At 71.5% G+C, this 19,739-nt stretch carries 17 protein-coding genes; 4 read left to right on the top strand and 13 right to left on the bottom strand.

Annotated elements, in window-relative coordinates; all coding sequences use genetic code 11:
• Positions 1–11 precede the first annotated feature (11 nt).
• Positions 12–1,796: an AMP-dependent synthetase/ligase gene (locus ACAX67_RS04900; RefSeq protein ID WP_370702691.1), complete on the top strand. Its 1,785-nt coding sequence runs from the start codon at positions 12–14 to the stop codon at positions 1,794–1,796.
• A 67-nt stretch (positions 1,797–1,863) separates the two neighbouring features.
• Here ACAX67_RS04900 and ACAX67_RS04895 read toward each other — a convergent pair whose 3' ends face one another.
• Positions 1,864–4,017: a molybdopterin-dependent oxidoreductase gene (locus ACAX67_RS04895; RefSeq protein ID WP_370702690.1), complete on the bottom strand. Its 2,154-nt coding sequence runs from the start codon at positions 4,015–4,017 to the stop codon at positions 1,864–1,866.
• A 1-nt stretch (position 4,018) separates the two neighbouring features.
• Positions 4,019–4,990 (bottom strand): alpha/beta hydrolase, encoded by a 972-nt coding sequence (locus ACAX67_RS04890; protein ID WP_370702689.1) that lies wholly within the window; start codon positions 4,988–4,990, stop codon positions 4,019–4,021.
• A gap of 90 nt (positions 4,991–5,080) precedes the next feature.
• Between ACAX67_RS04890 and ACAX67_RS04885 the strand changes: the two genes are divergently transcribed.
• On the top strand, positions 5,081–7,030 hold the full coding sequence (locus ACAX67_RS04885; RefSeq protein WP_370702688.1) for a GMC family oxidoreductase N-terminal domain-containing protein: 1,950 nt from the start codon (positions 5,081–5,083) through the stop codon (positions 7,028–7,030).
• A gap of 10 nt (positions 7,031–7,040) precedes the next feature.
• Here ACAX67_RS04885 and ACAX67_RS04880 read toward each other — a convergent pair whose 3' ends face one another.
• Positions 7,041–8,198 (bottom strand): acyl-CoA dehydrogenase family protein, encoded by a 1,158-nt coding sequence (locus ACAX67_RS04880; protein WP_370702687.1) that lies wholly within the window; start codon positions 8,196–8,198, stop codon positions 7,041–7,043.
• Positions 8,195–9,226 (bottom strand): phosphotransferase family protein, encoded by a 1,032-nt coding sequence (locus ACAX67_RS04875; protein WP_370702686.1) that lies wholly within the window; start codon positions 9,224–9,226, stop codon positions 8,195–8,197. The genes ACAX67_RS04880 and ACAX67_RS04875 overlap by 4 nt, the downstream gene beginning before the upstream one ends.
• Before the next feature lie 69 nt (positions 9,227–9,295).
• On the opposite strand from ACAX67_RS04875, the gene ACAX67_RS04870 reads away from it, so the two are divergent.
• Both ACAX67_RS04870 and ACAX67_RS04865 read left to right on the top strand, forming a co-directional pair.
• A complete protein-coding gene (locus tag ACAX67_RS04870; RefSeq protein WP_370702685.1) occupies positions 9,296–10,018 on the top strand; it encodes a MerR family transcriptional regulator in 723 nt (240 codons plus the stop codon).
• A gap of 79 nt (positions 10,019–10,097) precedes the next feature.
• Entirely contained in the window at positions 10,098–11,057 is a 960-nt protein-coding gene (locus tag ACAX67_RS04865) for a TIGR03557 family F420-dependent LLM class oxidoreductase (RefSeq protein WP_370702684.1), read from the top strand.
• 72 nt (positions 11,058–11,129) lie between these two features.
• Here the strand turns inward: ACAX67_RS04865 and ACAX67_RS04860 are convergent, their stop codons facing one another.
• The 9 genes from ACAX67_RS04860 to ACAX67_RS04820 form a co-directional block, all read right to left on the bottom strand.
• Positions 11,130–12,269 carry an acyl-CoA dehydrogenase family protein gene (locus tag ACAX67_RS04860; RefSeq protein ID WP_370702683.1) on the bottom strand — a complete coding sequence of 380 codons (1,140 nt, stop codon included), beginning with the start codon at positions 12,267–12,269 and terminating at the stop codon, positions 11,130–11,132.
• Positions 12,270–12,353: 84 nt separating this feature from the next.
• Positions 12,354–13,175 (bottom strand): alpha/beta fold hydrolase, encoded by an 822-nt coding sequence (locus ACAX67_RS04855; RefSeq protein WP_370702682.1) that lies wholly within the window; start codon positions 13,173–13,175, stop codon positions 12,354–12,356.
• A 30-nt stretch (positions 13,176–13,205) separates the two neighbouring features.
• Positions 13,206–14,063, bottom strand: coding sequence for an oxygenase MpaB family protein (locus ACAX67_RS04850; protein ID WP_370702681.1), 858 nt, complete (start codon positions 14,061–14,063; stop codon positions 13,206–13,208).
• Positions 14,064–14,071: 8 nt separating this feature from the next.
• The gene (locus tag ACAX67_RS04845) at positions 14,072–15,265 is read right to left on the bottom strand and encodes an acyl-CoA dehydrogenase family protein (RefSeq protein ID WP_370702680.1); all 1,194 of its coding nucleotides are present in this window, start codon (positions 15,263–15,265) and stop codon (positions 14,072–14,074) included.
• 58 nt (positions 15,266–15,323) lie between these two features.
• A complete protein-coding gene (locus ACAX67_RS04840) occupies positions 15,324–15,947 on the bottom strand; it encodes a TetR/AcrR family transcriptional regulator (RefSeq protein WP_370702679.1) in 624 nt (207 codons plus the stop codon).
• A 32-nt stretch (positions 15,948–15,979) separates the two neighbouring features.
• On the bottom strand, positions 15,980–16,525 hold the full coding sequence (locus tag ACAX67_RS04835) for a hypothetical protein (protein ID WP_370702678.1): 546 nt from the start codon (positions 16,523–16,525) through the stop codon (positions 15,980–15,982).
• Positions 16,526–16,533: 8 nt separating this feature from the next.
• Positions 16,534–17,610 (bottom strand): MlaD family protein, encoded by a 1,077-nt coding sequence (locus tag ACAX67_RS04830; RefSeq protein WP_370702677.1) that lies wholly within the window; start codon positions 17,608–17,610, stop codon positions 16,534–16,536.
• The gene (locus tag ACAX67_RS04825; protein WP_370702676.1) at positions 17,607–18,665 is read right to left on the bottom strand and encodes an MCE family protein; all 1,059 of its coding nucleotides are present in this window, start codon (positions 18,663–18,665) and stop codon (positions 17,607–17,609) included. Before ACAX67_RS04825 ends, ACAX67_RS04830 begins: the two co-directional genes overlap by 4 nt.
• Positions 18,662–19,738, bottom strand: a complete 1,077-nt coding sequence (locus ACAX67_RS04820; protein WP_370702675.1) for an MCE family protein — start codon at positions 19,736–19,738, stop codon at positions 18,662–18,664. The genes ACAX67_RS04825 and ACAX67_RS04820 overlap by 4 nt, the downstream gene beginning before the upstream one ends.
• Position 19,739 lies beyond the last annotated feature (1 nt).

Raw genomic sequence — 19,739 nt, 5'->3', positions numbered from 1 at the left:
AGTGTGACCCGGTGACCTCCCCGAACACCCTCTGCGCCGCCTTCCAGCGCACCGCCAAGGTCCGGCCCGACGCGGTCGCCGTCCGCACGCCCGACGACAGCGTCTCCCTCACGTGGCGCGAGTACGACGAGCGGGTCCGCAAGGTCGCCGCCGGCCTCGCCGCTCTCGGCGTGGGCCACGGCGACACCGTCGCACTGATGCTCACCAACCGGCCCGAGTTCCACGTCGCCGACACCGGTGTCCTCCACACCGGCGCGACGCCCTTCTCGATCTACAACACGCTCGCCGTCGAGCAGATCGCCTACCTGTTCTCCAACGCGGGCAACAAGGTCGTCATCACCGAGCTGCAGTTCCTCGAGAAGCTGCGGCTCGCCGACACCGACGGCCGGATCGAGCACTTCTTCGTGGTCGACGGCCCGGCCGAGGGCGTGGAGGGCGCGCGGACGCTGGCGGACCTCGAGGCGAGCGGCGACCCGTCGTACGACTTCGACGCGGGGTGGCAGCAGGTGCAGCCCTCCGACGTGCTGACCCTCATCTACACCTCCGGCACCACCGGACCGCCCAAGGGCGTCGAGCTGACGCACGCCAACCTGATGGCGGAGATGGACGCGCTCGAGGACTACTACCCGCTCACGCACGACGACTCGCTCGTGTCCTACCTGCCCGACGCGCACATCGCCAACCGGTGGGGCGCGCACTACAACAACCTGCGGTTCGGCATCCAGATCACCACGGTCGACGACCCGAAGCAGATGATCCCCGCGCTCTCCAGCGTGCGGCCGACGTTCTTCGGCGCCGTGCCGGCGGTCTGGTACAAGGTCAAGGCAGGCATCGAGGCGGCCCTCGCCGCCGAGCCCGACGAGCGCAAGCGGAAGATCGCGGGCTGGGCGATCAGCACCGGCACGAAGGTCGCCTGGCTGCGGTCGGACGGGAAGCCGGTCCCGCCCCTGCTCAAGGTGCAGCACGCGCTGGCCGACCGGCTGGTGCTCAGCAAGCTGCGTGAGCGCATGGGGCTGGACCGCGTGAAGGTCGCGGCGACCGGCGCCTCGGCGATCGCGCCCGACGCGCTCGCCTTCATGCTGGGGCTCGGCATCCCGGTGCTCGAGGTGTGGGGCATGTCGGAGACCTCGGCCGTGGTCACGATGAACCCGCCCGACGGCATCCGCATCGGCACGGTCGGCAAGGTGGTGCCGGGCGGCACCAGGATCAAGCTGGCCGACGACGGCGAGCTCCTGGTGAGCGGCCCGCTCCTGATGAAGGGCTACCGCAACGACCCCGACCGCACCGCCGAGGCGATCGACAGCGACGGTTGGATGCACACCGGCGACATCGCGACCATCGACGACGACGGCTACGTGCGCATCGTCGACCGCAAGAAGGAGCTCATCATCAACGCGGCCGGCAAGAACATGTCGCCGCAGAACATCGAGGGCGCGATCAAGGTCGCCTGCCCGCTGGTGATGAGCGCGGTCGCGATCGGCGACGACAAGCCGTTCGTCACGGCGCTGCTGACCCTCGACCCCGACGCGTGCGCGGCCTATGCCGAGAAGGCCGGCCTCGCCGACCCCTCCCCCGCCGCCGTCGCCGCCGACCCGGCGACGCACGCCCTCGTGCAGGCCGGCATCGACCAGGCCAACGAGAAGCTGGCGCGCGTCGAGCAGATCAAGAAGTTCGCGATCATCCCCACCACCTGGGAGCCGGGCGGCGACGAGCTCACGCCCACGATGAAGCTGAAGCGCAAGCCGATCGCGGAGAAGTACGCCGCCGAGATCGACGCGCTCTACGCGCGCACCTGATCCGCATCCCCCTGACGTACGGGTCGTGAATTCCGAAAATAACGACCCGTAGGTCAGGGGCGACGGGTCAGGCGGGCGCGACCTCGACCGGGATGCCGTTGACGACGGCGGTCCCGGTCGGTACGTCGACCAGCCGGTCGTCGGCGAGCAGGTTGCTGTTGACGCCCGGCCGCTCACCGGCGACGGCGGCGCGGGCGCCGTCGACGGCGTGGCCCCACCCGTGGGGCAGGCTCACCACGCCGGGACGGATCGCGTCGGTGACCTCCACGGGCGCGACCACGGAGCCGGTGCGGGTGGTGAGCCGGGCGTCCGCCCCGTCGACGAGGTCCAGCCGCGCCGCGTCCTCGGGGTGCACCTGCAGGGTGCAGGCGTTGGAGCCGCTGTTGAGGGCGGCGACGTTGTGCATCCAGGAGTTGTTGGAGCGCAGGTGGCGGCGGCCGATGAGCACCAGGCCGTCGGGAGGCGGCGCGGCGAGCTCGGCCTCCAGACGGGCCACGTCACCGGTGATCTCGGTCGGTGCGAGCTCGACCTTGCCGCTCGCCGTGGCAAGCACGTCGGGGAGCCGGGGCCGGAGCGGGCCGAGGTCGAGGCCGTGCGGCGCGGCGGCGACGTCGGCGAAGGTGAGGTCGTAGGGGCCGGCCTTCAGCAAGATGTCGAGCAGCCGCGGCGGTCCGGTGAGGCCAGGCTCCGGGGCGGTGCCGTTGATGGCCGCGACCTGGGCGGCGAGCCCGTCGTCGAGCGCGGCGACGTCGGCATCGGGACCGAGCCGCATCAGGATGCCGGTGAGCCGGAGCATGGTCTCCCACTCCTGCGGCATGTCGGTCGGCAGCGGCGCCTCCGACCACCGCGCGATGTTGCGCACGGAGTACTGGTAGAGAAGCAGGTCGTAGTGCGGCCGCTCCAACGGCGTCGGACCGGGGAGGATGACGTCGGCGTGCCGGGTCGTCTCGTTGAGGTAGACGTCGAGGCTGACCATGAAGTCGAGCCCGGCGAGCGCCTCGTCGATGCGCGCGGCGTTGGGCGCACTCACGCACGGGTTGCCGCAGACCGTCAGCAATGCGCGCGGCCTCCCCTCGCCAGGAGTGAGCAGCTCATCGGCGAAGGCCGCCATCGGGAGCTCCCCCATCACCTCCGGCAGGCCCTGGACGCGACTGTGCCAACGCCCGTGCCGGAACGGCTTGCGCGGCCCGGGGCGGGTGTTGGGCTGGCCGGCGGCGGCTGTCGGGAAGAGCACGCCGCCCGGACGGTCGAGGTTGCCGGTGATGACGTTGAGCACGTCGACGAGCCAGCTCGCGATGGTGCCGAACCGCTGCGTCGTCGTACCCATGCGGCCGTAGACGGCCGCTCGCTCGGCCTGCGCGAGCTCGCGCGCGAGCCGTCGGATCGTCGCGGCGTCGACGCCGGTCGCCGCGGCGACGTCCTCGGGCGCGAAGCCCTTGGCCAGGCCACGCACCTCCTCGACGCCCGCGACGTGCTCCGCGGCGTCCGCGAGGGTGTCGAGACCTTCCTCGAAGATCGTGTGCACCATTGCGAACAGCAGCAGCGCGTCGCTGCCCGGTCGTACGGCGACGTGCTCGGTCGCCGCCTCGGCGGTCCGCGTGCGCACGGGGTCCACCACGACGACCTTGCCGCGCTCGCGGATCTCCCGGAGCCGGCGACGCACGTCGGGCGCGGTCATCAGGCTGCCGTTGGAGACCAGCGGGTTGCCGCCGATCACCAGGAGGTGGTCGGTGTGGTCGAGGTCGGGGATCGCGACGGTTGCCGGGTCGCCGTACAGATAGCCGGAGGCGAACACCTTGGGGATCTGGTCGACGCTGCCGGCGCTGAACACGTTGGTGGTGCCGAGCGCCTTGATGAGCGCGCGGAGGTAGAGCGCGCCCGCGAGCGAGTGGGCCGTCGGGTTGCCGAAGTACGCCGCGACGGCCTGCGGGCCGTGCGCGTCGATGATCGGCAGCAGCCGCGCCTCCACCTCGGCGAACGCCTCGTCCCAGCCCACCTCCACGAACCGGCCGTTGCGCTTCACCAGCGGCGCGCGCAGCCGGTCCGGGTCGGTGTGCAGAGCGCCGATCGAGACGCCCTTGGGACAGGTGTAGCCAGCGCTGAAGACGTCCTCCTTGTCGCCGCGGACCTTGATCTCGGGTCCGCTGACGACCACCTCCAGCCCGCAGGTCGCCTCGCACAGCGGGCAGGTGACGTAGGACGTGCGGGCGACCGGCGGCACGTCAGCCCACCTCCGAGCCCAGGCCCGCCTCGTCGAGCTCGGCGACGAAGCGCTCGACCTCGGCGATCGCGAGCCGCGCCTCCGGCACGATCCCGAACACGGCGAAGACGTGCACCTGGCCCGGCCAGACCTGCAGCTCGCAGTGCCCGCCGGCCTCGGACTGCACCTGGCTCCACAGCTCGGAGTCACCGCGCATCATCTCGCCGCCGCCGGTGATGACCAGGGTCGGCGGGAGGTCACGGCCCGCCTCGGCCGACACGTCGAAGCGCGGGTCGCTGGGGGTGGCGGTCCGGAAGTAGTGCCGGATGACCCGCCGGGCGTAGCGCGGCACCACGACGGCGTCGCGGCTGCTCCGGTAGGCGGCCGCGGCCGTGTCGAAGCTGCCATCGACCAGGGGCGAGAGGAGCACCAGCGCGGCGGGCATCGCCACCCCGCGACGGCGCAGCTCCCCGCAGAGGCTCAACGACAGGTGGCCGCCGGCGGAGTCGCCGCCGACGACGATGTCGGCCGGCCGGTGGCCCTGCCCCAGCAGCCACAGGTAGGCACGCACCATGTCCTCGTGGGCGGCCGGGAAGCTGTGCTCGGGGCCGAGCCGGTAGTCCAGGCTGAACGCACGACGACCGGTGCGCCGGGCCAGCGCCGCGACGAACCGCCGGTGGGTCCGGGGCGAGCAGACGGCGTACGCACTGCCATGCGCGTAGAGCAGCACCTTGTCCCCCCGTTCGGCCGCCGGCCCGACCCACTCGCCGCGGACCTGCCCGGCGTCGGTGCGCGCGCGCACCGGGGTGTGCGGCACCTTGTCGAAGCCCGCGGCGACACACGCGGCCTCGATGGCCACGCGGGTGACGCGCAGCCCCACGGCCGAGCCTGGCAGCACCCGGCTGACCTGCTTGAAGGTGGGCCGCATGACGGCATTGAGGACCCAGCTCTGACGGGACGGCACGTGGCCGGCGACGTCGTACGGCGCGCTCACGACCCCAGTTGACCACAGCCGTCTTCAGATGTCAGGGATTGACTTTCCCGACCCGTTGTTGGCTCGACCGGTTGCGCGTAGGTTCACGCCATGGCCGACGCCGAGCGCCTGCGCGCAGCCGCCACCCTCATCGCCGACACCTTCCTCCCCGCGGCGGACGGGATGCCGTCGGCCTCCGAGGTGGGCGGGGTCGACGTGATGTTCGACATGACCGCCAACAACCCGCGGCTGGCCGACCGCCGTCAGCTCGAGATGCTGCTGCGGCTGTGGACCTCGCGCAGTCTCGGCGCGCTCGTCACCGGCCGACCGGTGCGGTTCGGCGACCTCGACCAAGCCGGACGCGAGAGGTTCCTGCTGGCCCTCGCCCGGTCACGGATGCCCCAGAAGCGGGCGATCTTCGCGGGGTTGCGGTTCGGGCTGCTCGTGGCCTCCTACGCCAGCCCCGGCCCGACCGGGCGATCACCGCTCTGGGAGCGCACCGGCTACGCGCCGCCGTTCGGCGTCCGCCCCGACGCGCCCCCACGCCTCCTCCAGCCCACCCACGTCACGGCGGACACCGAGCTGACCTGCGACGTGGTCGTCGTGGGGTCCGGCGCGGGCGGCGGCGCCGCGGCCGGCGTCCTGGCGGCGTCCGGCCTCGACGTCGTCGTGCTGGAGGCCGGGCAGTACCACGACGACGCCGACATCGACGGTGCCGAGCTGACGGCGTTCACGCAGCTGTACGCGCCGGCCCCCACCATGACGGCGGAGGGCCAGATCGCCTTCATGCAGGGCTCCGGGGTCGGCGGTGGCACCGTCGTGAACTACACGACGTCGTTCCGGACGCCGGACGACGTGCGTGAGCAATGGGCGTCGCTGGGGGCGCGGCAGTTCACCGAGCAGGAGTACGGCGACGCGCTCGATGCCGTCTGCGCACGACTCGGCGTCAACACCGACCACGACCGTGCCGGCATCCGCGACGCGCTGCTGCAGCGAGGGCTGGAGAAGCTCGGCTGGCACGTCGACGCGATGCCTCGCAACGTGATCGGCTGCGAGCAGGACGTGGAGTGCGGTCGGTGTGGCCTGGGCTGCCGCCTCGGCGCCAAGCAGTCGACCGCGAAGACCTGGCTGGTCGACGCGCAGGAGGCAGGCGCGCGGATCCTCGTCGGCACCCGGGCGCAACGGGTGCTCAGCGCGCAGGGCCGGGCCACGGGGGTCGAGGGCCGGTCCGCGAGCGGGGCGCGGGTCGTCGTACGTGCGCGTGCCGTGGTGGTCGCCGCCGGCTCCCTCCAGACCCCGGCCTTGCTCCGACGCAGCGGACTCGGCAACCGCAACATCGGCAAGAACCTGCGGCTGCACCCGGCGACCGCCGTCTGGGCGCGCTACGAAGAGGACGTGCTGCCGTGGACCGGGCCGCCGCAGAGCCGCTACTCGAAGGAGCACCGGGACCTCGACGGCGAGGGCTACGGGGTCATCTACGAGACCGCGCCGATCACGGCGGCGTTCGGCGCCGGCTTCCTGCCCTGGCACGGCGCGGCGGAGCACGCCGCCCTGATGACCGACCTCGCCCACCTCGCGCCCGTGGCGGTGATCGTCCGCGACCGTGACCCGGGCGAGGTCAAGGTCGACAAGCAGGGTGAGCCGGTCGCCCACTACCGGCTCTCCCCTCACGATGCGGCCCACATGCACCGCGGGATCGTCGGCGCCGCCGAGATCTCCCAGGCGGCCGGCGCCACCGAGGTCTTCACCGGTCACGCCCGCCCGGTGGGCTACCGGCCCGGCCGCAGCGGCTCCGTCGAGCAGTTCGCCGCCGCGGCGCTGGCGGAGGGCTACGCACCCGGCCGGATGACGATGGCCGCTCTCCACATCATGGGCACCGCGCGGATGGGCGGCTCACCGGAGATGTCGGCGACCAACCCCGACGGTGAGACCTGGGACCTCCGCGGCCTCGTCGTCGCCGACGGCTCCTGCTTCCCCACCGCCTCCGGCGTCAACCCGATGATCTCCATCGAGTCGATCGCCTACATGAACGCCCAGCGCCTCGCCGCCCGCCTCACCTGACCCGCGCGGGTCAGCGACCGAGCACCTGGCGGGCGATGGCGTACTTGTGGACCTCGGTGGGGCCGTCGTAGAGGCGGAAGGCGCGGATGTCGCGGAAGATCATGGCGACCGGGGTCTCGTCGCTGATGCCCATGCCGCCGAGCACCTGGACGCACCGGTCGGCGACCTGGAAGAGCTGCTCCGAGACGGCGGCCTTCACCATGGAGCTCTCGTGACGACCACGGGCACCCTGGTCGAGCTGCCAGCACGCCCACCAGATCATCAGGCGGCACTGCTGCAGCGCGATCTCGTTGTCGGCGAGCATGAAGCCGACGCCCTGGTGCTGCCCGATCGGCTTGCCGAAGGCGGTGCGGGTGCGGGCGTGGTCGAGGGCGATCTCCTGGGCCCTCGAGGCCGCACCGAGCCAGCGCATGCAGTGCGTGAGCCGGGCCGGCGCGAGCCGCATCTGGGCGTAGCGGAAGGCCTGGCCCTCCTCGCCGAGCAGCGCGCTCGCCGGCAGGCGGAGGTCGTCGAAGCGCACCACGCCGTGGCCCTCGACGTAGTTGCGGTCCATCGTGTCCATGGTCCGCTCGATCACGATGCCCGGCGCGTCGCCGTGGCAGAGGAAGAGCGTCGGACCGACGCCCTCGAGGTCGGCCATGATGATCCAGGTGCCCGCGCCGTTGGCGCCGGTGATCAGCCACTTGCGACCGTTGATCACGTAGTCGGCGCCGTCGCGGACGGCCGCCGTCGTCAGCTGGCCGGGGTCGGAGCCCGCACCGCCGGGCTCGGTCATCGCGAAGACCGAGCGCTGCCGCCCGTCGACGATCGGCTTGAGGTACTCCGCGACCTGAGCCGGGTTGGCGATCTTCGACAGCAGGAACATGTTGCCCTCGTCGGGAGCCGCGCAGTTGAGGGCGATCGGCCCGAGCGTCGACCAGCCGGCCGCCTCGAAGAGCACCGCCTGCTCGAGGTGGCTCGGCGCGATGCCGCCCATCTCCGCGGGCGCCTGGAAGGTGAGCAGCCCGGCCGTGCGGGCCTTCTCGACGAGCTCGCGCCGCAGGTCCTCGGTGGGGCCGTGCTGCGTCAGTCGCGGGTCCTTCTCGTAGGGCACCACCTCGTCGGTGACGAACGCGCGGATCCGCTCCGCCAGCGCTGCGGTCTCCGCGGGGACCTCGAAGTCGATCATGCTGCTCCGTCCATGAGCTCGTGGGCGCGCTCGAAGAGCCGCACCGTGGTGGTGTGCAGTCGGTCGCCGATCTCGCGCGGCGCCAGTCCCGCGTCGGCCCGCGCGTTGCTGCCCTCGAGGATGATCCCGAGCTTGAAGCAGGCGAGGACGACGTACCAGGTCAGGTGGGTGAGGTCGCGGGACGTGCGGGTCGCGTAGCGCTCGACCAGCTCGGCGCCGCTCGGCAGTCCCCCGGCGCGGGCCAGCAGCCCCGCGAACTCGTCGGGCGCCCCGGGCAGGTCCCACGTCGCGACCATCCAGCCGACGTCGAGCAGCGGGTCACCGATCGTCGACATCTCCCAGTCCACGATCGCCGCGACCGCGGGCTCGTCGCGCCGGAACATCACGTTGCACGCGTGGTAGTCGCCGTGCAGGACCCCGGGCTGCCACTGCCGCGGGACCCGTTCCTCCAGCCAGCGGGCAACGCCGGCCACGTCGCCGATGTCCGGCCCCGGATAGCCCGCCAGGCCGTCGTACGACGCGAGCTCGGAGAGCCACCGGCCGACCTGTCGTTCGAGGAAGCCCTCGGGTCGGCCGTAGTCGGCGAGGCCGACGGCGACGTGGTCGACGGCTCCGAGCGCGGCCAGTGCGTCGACCATCGAGAAGGCCAGCTGCCGCCGGCGGTCGGCGGTCCCGGCGGCCGGGTCGGGCAGCTCCGCGCCGGCGTTGAAGCCCTCGATCGGCTCCATCAGGTAGAAGACGGCATCGCCCAGCACCGAGGCGTCCTCGCAGGCGGCGATGAGCTCGGGGTGCGGCACGTCGGTGCCGGCGAGTGCGCCGAGCACCCGCGTCTCGCGGGTGATGACCTTGTTGCTGCCCGGACGGAGGTGCTCGGGGCCGCGCCGGAGCACGAAATCGCGGCCGTCGCGGGTGAAGCGCAGCATGATGTTCTGGGTGCCGCCGGCGAGCGGACGGACGGCGGTGATCGGGCCGGCTCGGAGACCACGGGCGTCCATCCAGGCCGCGACCCGGTCGAGTGGCAGCTGCATCGCCCGCCGTACCCCTTCCTCCAAACGTTGACAGTTCTACTGTGACAGTTTGACTGTTAGCATGCAAGCGTGAGTGAGGCTGGCAACACCGACGAAGGCCTGCTGACGATCGACGAGCTCGCGAGCGCGGCATCGACGTCGGTCCGCACGGCGCGCTACTACGCCAGCCTCGGCCTGCTCCCCCCGCCCGAGCGCCGCGGCCGCCTGGCGTTCTACGACGAGCGCCACCTCGCCGCCCTGCAGCTGGTCCGGGCGCTCCAGGAGCACGGCTTCTCGCTGGCCGACATCCAGGAGTACCTGGAGCGGGTGCCCGAGGGCGCCAGCGCCGACGACCTCGTGATCCAGCGCGTGATGCTGACCCCGTGGGCCAACGCCCGGACGGAGACCGTCACCCGCAGCGAGCTCGACAAGCGCGCCGGCCGCAAGCTGACCAAGGCCGAGGTCACCTGGCTGACGAAGATGCGCGCCGTCCGCGAGACCGACGAGGGCTTCGAGCTGCAGATGACCTTCCCGATCACCAGCCAGCTGCTCGACCTCGACATCCCCCGGGACGCCGTGCTCGCTGCGGACGACCTGATCGGCCGCCACATGGACGCGCTCTCCGACGAGCTCACCGAGCTGTTCCGCGCGCAGGTGCTCGCGCCGTTCCGCGCGCAGGAGCACACCGACGCCGAGCGCGACCGGTTCGAGTACAGCCTCGGCAAGCTGCGCCAGCTCACCCTCGAGGCTCTCGTGGCCTCCTTCCAGCGCGCCTCCAACCAGGCGATCGTGCGGGCGCTCGAGAGTCGCTGACCCGACCGAGGGCCGGGGCACGGATGCCCGCGGGCCGATCGGGTACGTCGACAGGGTCCCCTCGCGAAGGAGCCCGCCCATGTCCGCACCCCTGATCGGCTACTTCCTCTCGTGCGAGGAGTACGGCGTCGACGAGCTCCTCGAGCAGGCCGTCCTCGCCGAGGAGGCCGGCTTCGAGGCGCTCTGGATCAGCGACCACTACCACCCCTGGAACGACGAGCAGGGCGAGAGCGCCTTCGTCTGGTCGATGATCGGCGCCCTGTCCCGCGTCACCCGGCTGCCGGTGACCACCGCCGTCACCTGCCCGACCGTCCGCATCCACCCGGCGGTCATCGCCCAGGCCGCGGCCACCTCCCACGTGCTCCTCGAGGGACGGTTCCGACTCGGCATCGGCACCGGCGAGGCGCTGAACGAGCACATCCTCGGCGACGCCTGGCCACCCGAGAAGGTGCGCCTGGAGATGCTCGAGGAGGCGGTCGAGGTGATGCGCGAGCTCTGGAAGGGCGAGGCCGTCCAGCACCACGGCACCCACTACACGGTCGAGAACGCACGGATCTACACGCGCCGCGACGACCCGCCGCCCGTCTACGTCTCCGCCTTCGGCCCCAGGGCCGCGGAGGTCGCCTGCCGCATCGGCGACGGCCTGATCACGATGAGCCCCGAGGGCGAGGTCGTCGACGCCTTCCGCCGCGACGGCGCCGGCAAGCCGCTCGCCGCCGGCTTCAAGGTGGCCTGGGCCGACTCCGAGGACGAGGGCGCCGGGCACGCCCACCGCCTCTGGCCCAACGCCGGCCTGCCGGGCGAGCTCGCACAGGTGCTCCCCTCGCCCCAGCACTTCGCGCAGGCGAGCACCCTCGTCACCGAGGAGTCGATCCGCGAGAGCACGGTCTGCGGTCCCGACGTCGACCGCCACGTCGCGGCCTTCCGTCCCTACCTCGAGGCCGGCTTCGACGAGGTCTACGTCGCCAACATGGGCCCGCACTACAAAGCGATGATCCAGGCGTACGGCGACAAGGTGCTCCCGGCCCTGAAGAGCTGACCGACCCGGCGCGTCGTTGTCAGAGTGACCCTGGGGTCACGCTGACAACGACGCAGCGAGGGCTCGGACCGGCTAGAGCCCCAGGCTGCGGCCGATGATCTCCTTCTGCACCTCGGTGGTGCCGCCGTAGATCGTCGAGATGCGGCTGTCGAGGTACGCACGGGCGATGGGGTACTCCAGCATGTAGCCGTAGCCACCGTGCAGCTGGACGGCCTGGTTGACGAGCTTGTTCTGCAGCTCGGTGGCCCAGTACTTCGCCTGGGAGGCGCCCACCGCGTCGAGCTCGCCCTTCACGTGCTTGCGCACGCAGTCGTCGATGAACGTGCGGGTGATGGTCGCCTCGGTGTGCATCTCGGCGATGAGGAAGCGGTTGTGCTGGAACTTGCCGATCGGCTTGCCGAACGCCTGCCGGGTCTTGGCGTAGTCGAGGCACATCTCCACGATGCCGTCGCACGCCGCGGCCGCCTGGCAGGCGATGATCAGCCGCTCCTGCGGGAGGTTCATCATCAGGGAGATGAAGCCGGAGCCCTCCGCGCCGAGCAGGTTCTCCTTCGGCACGCGGACGTCGGTGAAGGAGAGCTCGGAGGTGTCCTGCGCGTGCAGGCCGACCTTCTCGAGGTTGCGGCCCCGCTCGAAGCCGGGCATGTCGCGCTCGACCACGAGCAGGCTGATGCCCTTGTGGCCGGCCTCGGGATCGGTCCGCGCGACCACGATCACCAGGTCGGCGTTGATGCCGTTGGAGATGAACGTCTTCGAGCCGTTGAGCAGGTAGTGGTCGCCCTGGTCGACGGCGGTGGTGCGGATGCCCTGGAGGTCGGAGCCGGCACCCGGCTCGGTCATCGCGATGGCGGTGATGAGCTCGCCGCTGACACAGCCCGGGAGCCAGCGCTGCTTCTGCTCGTCGGTCGCGAGGCTGGTGAGGTAGGGGACGATGATGTCGGTGTGCACCGAGAAGCCGGGGCCGTTGGCGCCGGACCGGGTCTGCTCCTCCGAGACGATCACGTTGAAGCGGAAGTCGTCGATGCCGGGACCGCCGTACTCCTCCGGCACGTCGAAGCAGAGCAGCCCCGCCTCGCCCGCCTTCAGCCAGAGCTCGCGCGGGACGATGCCGTCGCGCTCCCACTGGTCGTGGTGGGGGACGACCTCCTTCTCGAAGAAGGTCCGCACCGTCTGCCGGAAGTCCTCGTGCTCTGCCTCGAAGATGTCGCGCATAACGCTGACAGTAGGACTGTCACAGTCCCGGTGTCAATGTGATCTGACCGTCAAGGACCGATCACGTCAGTGACCGGCCGAGGCTCAGATCTGTGACGGGCGCCCCAGGAGGTGCGCGACGACCGCAGCGGCGGCACGCTCGGGCTGCTCCCAGAAGAAGAGGTGTCCCGCGCCGTCGTACCGCTCGAGGCTCGCGTCGGGGAGCAGCGAGGCGAGCCGCTCCCCCGCGCCCGGCCGTACGACGGTGTCGCCGGTGCCGTGCAGGACCAGCGTCGGCGCGGTGAGTGCTCCCAGCCGGTCGCGGGCGTCATGGGCCTGGGCCGCCTGCATCTGCCACACCGTCACCGGGCCGGGGACGCGCACCGAGACCGCGGCAGCGGCGAACTCCTCGTAGCGTCCGGGCCCGGCGCTGAAGCCGGGCGAGAGGTTGGCCTCGACCATCAGGTCGAGCGCGAGCCGGCGCTGTCCGCAGGTCGCCGACGCCATGAAGTTCGGGGCGTGCTCGCCGAAGGTCTCCTCCAGCGCGTCCGCGCCGGCCCAGGTGCAGCCGAGCACCAGCCGCCGGACCCGCGAAGGATGCGCCAGCGCCAGCTCCTGCGCGACCGCGCCGCCCATCGACGCGCCCAGCACGTGCGCGCTCTCCCAGCCGAGGTGGTCGAGGAGGGCGACCGCGTCACCGGCGAGGTCGGCCACCGTGAACTCCTCGGCGACCCGCCACGACCGGCCGATCCCGCGGTGGTCGAAGGCCACCACGTCGAAGCGTTCGGCCACCGCGGCGAGGAAGGACTCGCCCCACATGCCGTGGTGGCCGGACACGCCGTGGATCAGCAGCAGCGGCTCACCCGCGCCACGGCGGACGTACGCGATCGGGCCCGCAGGCGTCCCAGCGCTCTCGATCTCGCTCACGGTGGCCCACCCAACCACACCGCCACGGGGTCAGATCAGCTTGCGGCCGAACCGCCGTCGCAGGCGGAGGTCCCACAGCAGCAGCGGGAAGGGCTGGCTGCGGACGAACGACGGCAGGAAGCGGCTCACCACCCGCGTCACGCGCACGACGCTGTCGTGGCGCCGCTGCTGGCGGCGGTCCCACGGCAGGTCCATCGCGGCGCGCACCGGCGCGGGCAGGAAGCCGATGTTCATGAAGGTCGCGAAGCGGCCGAGCGTCACCTGCAGGACCTTGGGGAAGGCGTGGAAGCCGAGCACCACGTCGAGCAGGTAGCGCCGCACCTCGGGGTCGAAGGAGACCCGGCTCAGGCCCTGCTGCCAATAGACCTCGAACGCGGCGCGGTCGGCCGGCCACATCTCCTCCCGGACCTGCAGCGTGGTGCCGAGGCGCGCCCCGTGACGGTAGAGCAGGTCGAGCGTGGCCTCGTCCAGCGGTCCGTGCAGCCGCTGCACCATGTCCTCCATGCCCCAGTAGAGGCAGGCGGCGACCCAGAGCTGCAGCCCGGGATCCATGGCGTTGTACTTCACCGGGCTCTCGGCGGTGCCGCCCGGCGAGCGCACCTGGGCGTGCTGCCGGTTGACCTCGCGCCGGTAGGCCGCGCGCTCGTCGTCGGAGCCGAGGAGCGCCACGGACAGGTAGGTGAAGGTGGTCCGGGCCCGCTTGACCGGGTGCCGGTCGGTCCGGCCGTCCTCGACCTTCGACTCGAGCACACCGCGACCGACCTCGGGCCAGCCCAGCTGCATGATGACGTTGGCGCCGCCCGCGTAGAGCGCGGTGATGCCGTCGATGTACTTGCGGAGCGCGTCGATGTCCTCGGCGGTCGTCCGCGCGTCGGTGTCCATGGCCATGTCGCGCCTCAGTAGCTCTTCGGGAGGCCGAGCGCCTGGGTGCCGATGTGCGCCAGCACCAGCTCCTCGGCCACCGGGATGTTCTTGCCGATCCGGGCGTCGCGGAACATCCGCTCGACCGGGTACTCCTTGCTGTAGGCCATCCCACCCAGCGTCTGGAAGGCCTGGTTGGCGGCCTCCCACGCGACCTGCGCCCCGGTCAGCTTGGCGATGTTGGCCTCCGACCCGCAGGGCTGGTGCCGGTCGAAGAGCCAGGCGGCCTTGTAGGTCATCAGCCGGCCGAGCTCGGCCTTCGCCTTGATCTGCGCGAGCGGGAACTGCAACGCCTGGTTGGCACCGATCGGCCGCCCGAAGACCACGCGCTCGCGGGCATAGTCGCAGGCCACCTGCAACGCGGCGTCGGCGGCGCCGATGCCGCCGGCCGCCGCGAGGATGCGCTCGGGGTTGAGCACGTCCCAGAGCACCGCGAAGCCCTGGTCGACCTCGCCGATGACGTTCTCCGCCGGCACGCGTACGTCGTCGAGGAAGACCTGGCTCGAGTAGAGGATGTTCGACCCCATCTTCGGGATCGGCTGGAAGGTGAGCGTGCCGTCGGCGAGGGCCTGCTTCACGTCGATGAGGAAGAGCGTGAACCCCGCGGTGCGGGGCCGCGCCTCAGCGGCCGGGATGGTGCGGGTGACCGCCACCATCCACTCGGCGTTCTCGACGTTGGAGATCCAGACCTTCTGACCCTTGATCAACCAGTCCGGGTCGGAGCCGGCGTCGCCGTCGGGACGCGCGGAGGTGGTGATCTCCAGCGCGTTGCTCCCCGCGTCGGGCTCGGTGAGCGCGAGGCAGAACTGCGACCGGCCGGTCGCGAGGCCGGGCAGGATCCGCTGCTTCTGCTCCTCGGTGCCGTGGCGGGTGATGGTCATGCCGCCGAAGCCCGGGGTCGTGATGTAGAAGAACGAGCCGGCGGTACCGCCGGAGGCGCAGAGGGTCTCGTTGGCGACGGCCAGCTCGAGCAGGCCCTGCCCCCCGCCGCCGTACTCCTCCGGGACCGCGAGGCCGAACCAGCCGCCGGCCGCCAGGTCGTCGTACGCCTCCTGCGGGAAGCGGTGCTCCTCCTCGCAGCGGGACCAGTAGGCGTGGTCGTACTTCGCGGCGACCGCGGCCACGCCGTCACGAACGGCGAGGGCCGAATCGGGAAGCTCGAAATCCATCTGACAACCTCCGTACTCACATTGACAGCAGAACTGTAACAGTCCCGCTGTCACGGTGCTAGCGGCGGCTCGCGCGCATCGATGCAACGGTGAGCAGCAGGTCGACGCAGTGCTGCACGAAGACCTCGCGGGGTACGTCGAGACGGCCGCTGACGTAGAGGAAGAAGTCGTGGCTCAGGGCGCCCACCAGGCTGGCCGACTTCAGCCGGCGCTGGGCGGGGCTGTCGCGCTTGGGGATCTGGTCGGCGATCATCTCCGCGATCACCGGGAAGAACCGGTCGCGCGCCTCGAAGAGCAGCGGGTCGGTGGTCGGCGCCACGAACATCACCTGGCCGCGGTCCGGGTCGTCGAGCGCCAGGCCGACGACCGCGTCGACGGCCGCGGCCGCGACCGCACGCGGGTCGCGGGACGACGCGGCCTCGGCGACGGCCGCGAGGATCGCCTCGCGGCCCTCCTCCGCCAGCGTCTGGAAGACCGCGACGGTGAGCTCGTCACGGTCCTGGAAGTGCTCGTAGAAGTACCGCGACGTCAGGCCGGCCTCGCGGCACACCGCCCGCACGCTGACGGCCTGTCCGCCGCCGGCGGCGATCAGCCGCACACCCGCCTGGAGCAGGCGCGCGCGACGGTCCTTCTGGCGCTCGGCCAGTGTCGTGCCGCCCCAGATCCGCGGCGTGTGCTCCATGGTGGGTCACCGTACCGGGCGACCCGGGCGCCTCACTCGAACTGCAGCTGCACGAGCTCGTCGACGAGCCACTTCCCGTGCTCGCGCACCATCGTCAGCTCGACGCCGCTGCGGGCGTGCAGGGCCTGGCCGTCCTTGCTGCGGATGTCCTTGTCCGTCAGCGTCTGGTCGGTGAAGACGAGCACCTCGACCTTGCCGTCCTTCTCCCACGTGGCCGCCGACTTCACGACCCGGCCCTGGCTGATGAGCTTCCGCGGCCCGATCATCTTCTTGCGCAGCCCGGTGAGCGCCTCGGGCGAGTACTGCTCCTGGAAGGAGTCGGTGCCGTCCTCGGTCACCCACGCCATGTCCTCGTCGTAGGTGCGGTAGTCGTAGGTCAACCACGAGTAGACGACCTCCTCGGCCGCCTTGGTCGCCGCCGCCTCGTCCGACGCGTGGTCCTTCAGCTCCTGGGCGTCGGACCGGTCTCCCCAGAGCAGCACCAGGCCCGCGATCGCCGCGACCAGCAGCACGGCCAGCGCAGCAGCGGCGACCCGCCAGCGGTTGTCGGTCATCGTCGTCCTGTCGTCGGTGTCCACGGGTGTGCTCATCGCAGCGGCGGGGGCGCCCACTGCGCGCCGCGCTGGGAGGCCGGATAGCTGGTCGGGCAGTGTCCGTCGTCCTGGGCGGGGTGCCGCTCGGTGTCGCGCGGCGGGTGCTCGTCCTGGCCGTAGCCGCAGTAGTCGAAGTGCTCGAAGAAGCCGTTGAGGTGGACCGCGCCGCCGTAGACGGCACTGGCCAGGGCCTTGAAACCACGGGGGTAGTCGCGCAGCAGCGCGCGCAGGTGGGGGTCGCGCGCCGCGACGAAGTCGGCCAGCGTGACGTAGGGATCGAGGTAGTCGCCGATGATCCCGTCGACGTCGTGGACGAGCCGGCGCAGCTCCTCGATCTGGCCGGGCGCCTTCTCGAGGAGGCGCACGAGGACCGGGTCGATGGTCCGCAGCCAGGCGGTGAAGACCTTGGCGTTGCGCGTGATCGAGTCGAACGTAGGGATGAGGTCCTCCCCCATCCGCAGCAGGGTGTCGCCGTTGTCGAGCAGCCGCTGGGTCATCGCCCAGTGCTTGTCGAAGTCGTTGAGGAGCACCGATCCCTGCACCACCATGCGCTGGAGGTCGTCGGCGGTGCCCTCGAGCCCGGAGGCGGTCTCCCGCAGCACGGTCTTGAGGGCCTTCGGGTCGATCTGCTCGATCAGCGCGTTGAGGTTGATCGCCGCGGTGGCCAGGCTGGTCGGCAGGTCGTCGGCGGTCCCCTCGACGGTGTCGCCGTCCTCGAGGTAGGGCCCCTCGTCGTCCTTCGGCTGGAAGTCGATGTACTGCTCACCCACCGGCGACAGGCTGCGCACCTTCGGCCGCGCGTCGGCCGGGACCTTCGCCGACCCGTCGAGGCGCACCTTCGCAGCGACGCCGTCGTCGGTCAGCCGGAGGTCGGTGACCCGTCCGACCCGGACCCCTCGGTAGGTCACCTCGGAGCCCTCGTAGAGGCCACCGCTGCGCGGGAGGCTCACGGTCACGTAGACGCGCGGCTCGGTGATCGGCGTCCTGAGGGCCACGCCGAAGAGGTAGAGCAGGCAGAAGGCGAACGCCGACACGATGCCGACGACGCTGAGGACGTTCTTGCGCATCATCGGTGGCCTCCGAGGAGCAGGTCGAGGCCGGGCAGGTAGAGCTGCCCCTTCTTCGGACGGACCGGCGGTTCGGGCAGCCGAGGCGCGCCGCCGAGGATGTTGACCTGGGTCTCGTCGATGTGGAGCAGCGCCCGCAGGGGCAGGGTGTCGCTGGGAACCGTGCGCGTCAGCTGATCGGCCACCGCGACGAGGTCGTCGAGCCCGGCCCGCAGCTTCGACCGCGTCGACAGCACCTGGTCGGCGATCGGCCCGAGCTGGTGGAGGATCGTCAGCAGCGGGTCGTCCACCCGCAGCGCGATCCTCTTCGCCGTACGCGCGAGGCCCTCGGCGCCGGTCAGCAGGGCGACGACCTTGTCGGTGTCCTTGCCGAGGGTCTCGACCGCCGGTCCGACCTGGTGCAGGGCCCTGCGGATCGTGCCGCGCCGCTGCGCGAGCACCGCCGAGACGGCGTGCAGCGCCTCGAGCGTGCGCGAGATGTCCTCCCTGCTGGCGTTGGCCTCGTGGAGGAAGCTCGTCACCCGCTCCAGGCTCGCCCGGATCTCCGACTCCCGGCCGCCGAAGGTGGTGTTGAGCTCCTCGGCGATCGTCTGCAGCTCGCCCAGGCGGCCGCCGTTGATGAGCATCGACGCGGAGGCGAGGGCGTCCTCGACCGAGGGCGCCGTCGTCGTACGACGCTCGGCGAAGCTGTCGCCGTCGCCGAGGTCGTGCGCGGACCTCCCGGGCGTCACCTGGACGATCAGCTCACCGAGCGGGGTGTCGTAGCGCAGCCGGACGGTGGAGTCGTCGGGGATCTTCGTGGACTCCTTGATGTCCATCGTCACGTGGGCCTGGAAGTCCTCGGCGGTCACGTCCTGCACCCGGCCCACGGAGACGCCGTTGACCTTCACCTGCGCACCCTGCGCCAGGTTGAGTGCCTGGTCGAAGACCGCGGTGACCTCGTAGGTGTCGCCCCCGACCCCGGACCCCGGGAGCGGGAGGTCCTTGTAGCCGGTGCTGCAGGCGGAGAGGCCGGCGGCGAGCAGCCCGGCCAGGCATCCGGTGAGCCAGCGCCTCATGGGGTCCGCCCTCCCCCGGTGCCGCCGAGCCCGCCCAGGATCCCCCCGAGGATCCCGCCCAGGTCGGGGAAGGTGGCCAGGTTGCAGACCGGCCCGATGAGCTGGCAGAGCCGCTCGAACAGCGGGCCCAGGCCGAGCAGCTGGCCCGGGTTGCCGCGCACCCAGATGTGGTTCTCGGGCGTGTGCGCGTTGGCGATGTTCTCCGCGGCCAGGGGCAGCGTCTCGAGCGTCTCGCCGAGGTCCTGCCGGCTGTCGAGCAGGCTGCGCATCAGGGACTGCACGTCGGCCAGGCTGGCCTTGATCGTGCCGCGGTTCTGCTTGCTGAACGCCGTGATCCGGTCGATGGTCGCCGACGCCGAGGTCAGCACGTGGGCGATGTCGCCACGTTCGCTGTTGAGCAGGTCGATGGCACCGCCGAGGTTCTGGACGAAGGTGCGCACCAGCTTCTGGTTCTTCACCAGGCCACCCGCCAGGTGGTCGAGCGAAGCCATGGTGGCGAAGATGTTGGAGCGCTGGCCGTGCACCGTGTCGACGAGGTCCGCCAGCCCGCTCACGGCTCCGCGCAGGTCGTCGCCGTTGCCGCTGAAGGCCGCGGCCGTCACCTGCAGCACCTCCCGGAGGCTGTTGGTCACGCCGGGTGACTTGGTGAGCGACGCGGCCAGGTCGGAGATGGAGCCGAGCACGCGGTCGAAGTCGACGGGCGTGCGGGTGCGCTCGATCGGGATGGTCGCGCCCTCGGCGATCTCCTTGCCGCCCTTGTAGACCGGGGTGAGCTCGACGTAGCGGTCGGTCGCCACCGACCGCGAGACGACCACGGCCGCGGCGTCGGCGGGGATCTTGATGTCGTCGTCGGTGATCTCCATGGTCACCTCGACAGCGCCGCCCTTCGGCTCGATCCTGGTGATCTTGCCGACCGGCACTCCCAGCACGCCGACGTCGTTGCCGACGTAGAGGCCGGACGTCTCCTGGAAGACCGCGGTGATCTCCAGGTCGTTTCCGCCGACGATCGGCTGGCAGCCCCCGGCCGAGCCGAGCAGCACCAGGCTGAGCAGGCCGACGATCATCCGCCGCATC

The organism is Nocardioides candidus, assembly GCF_041321175.1.
GTDB lineage: Bacteria > Actinomycetota > Actinomycetes > Propionibacteriales > Nocardioidaceae > Nocardioides.
This window is presented reverse-complemented; position numbering and strand designations above follow the sequence as displayed.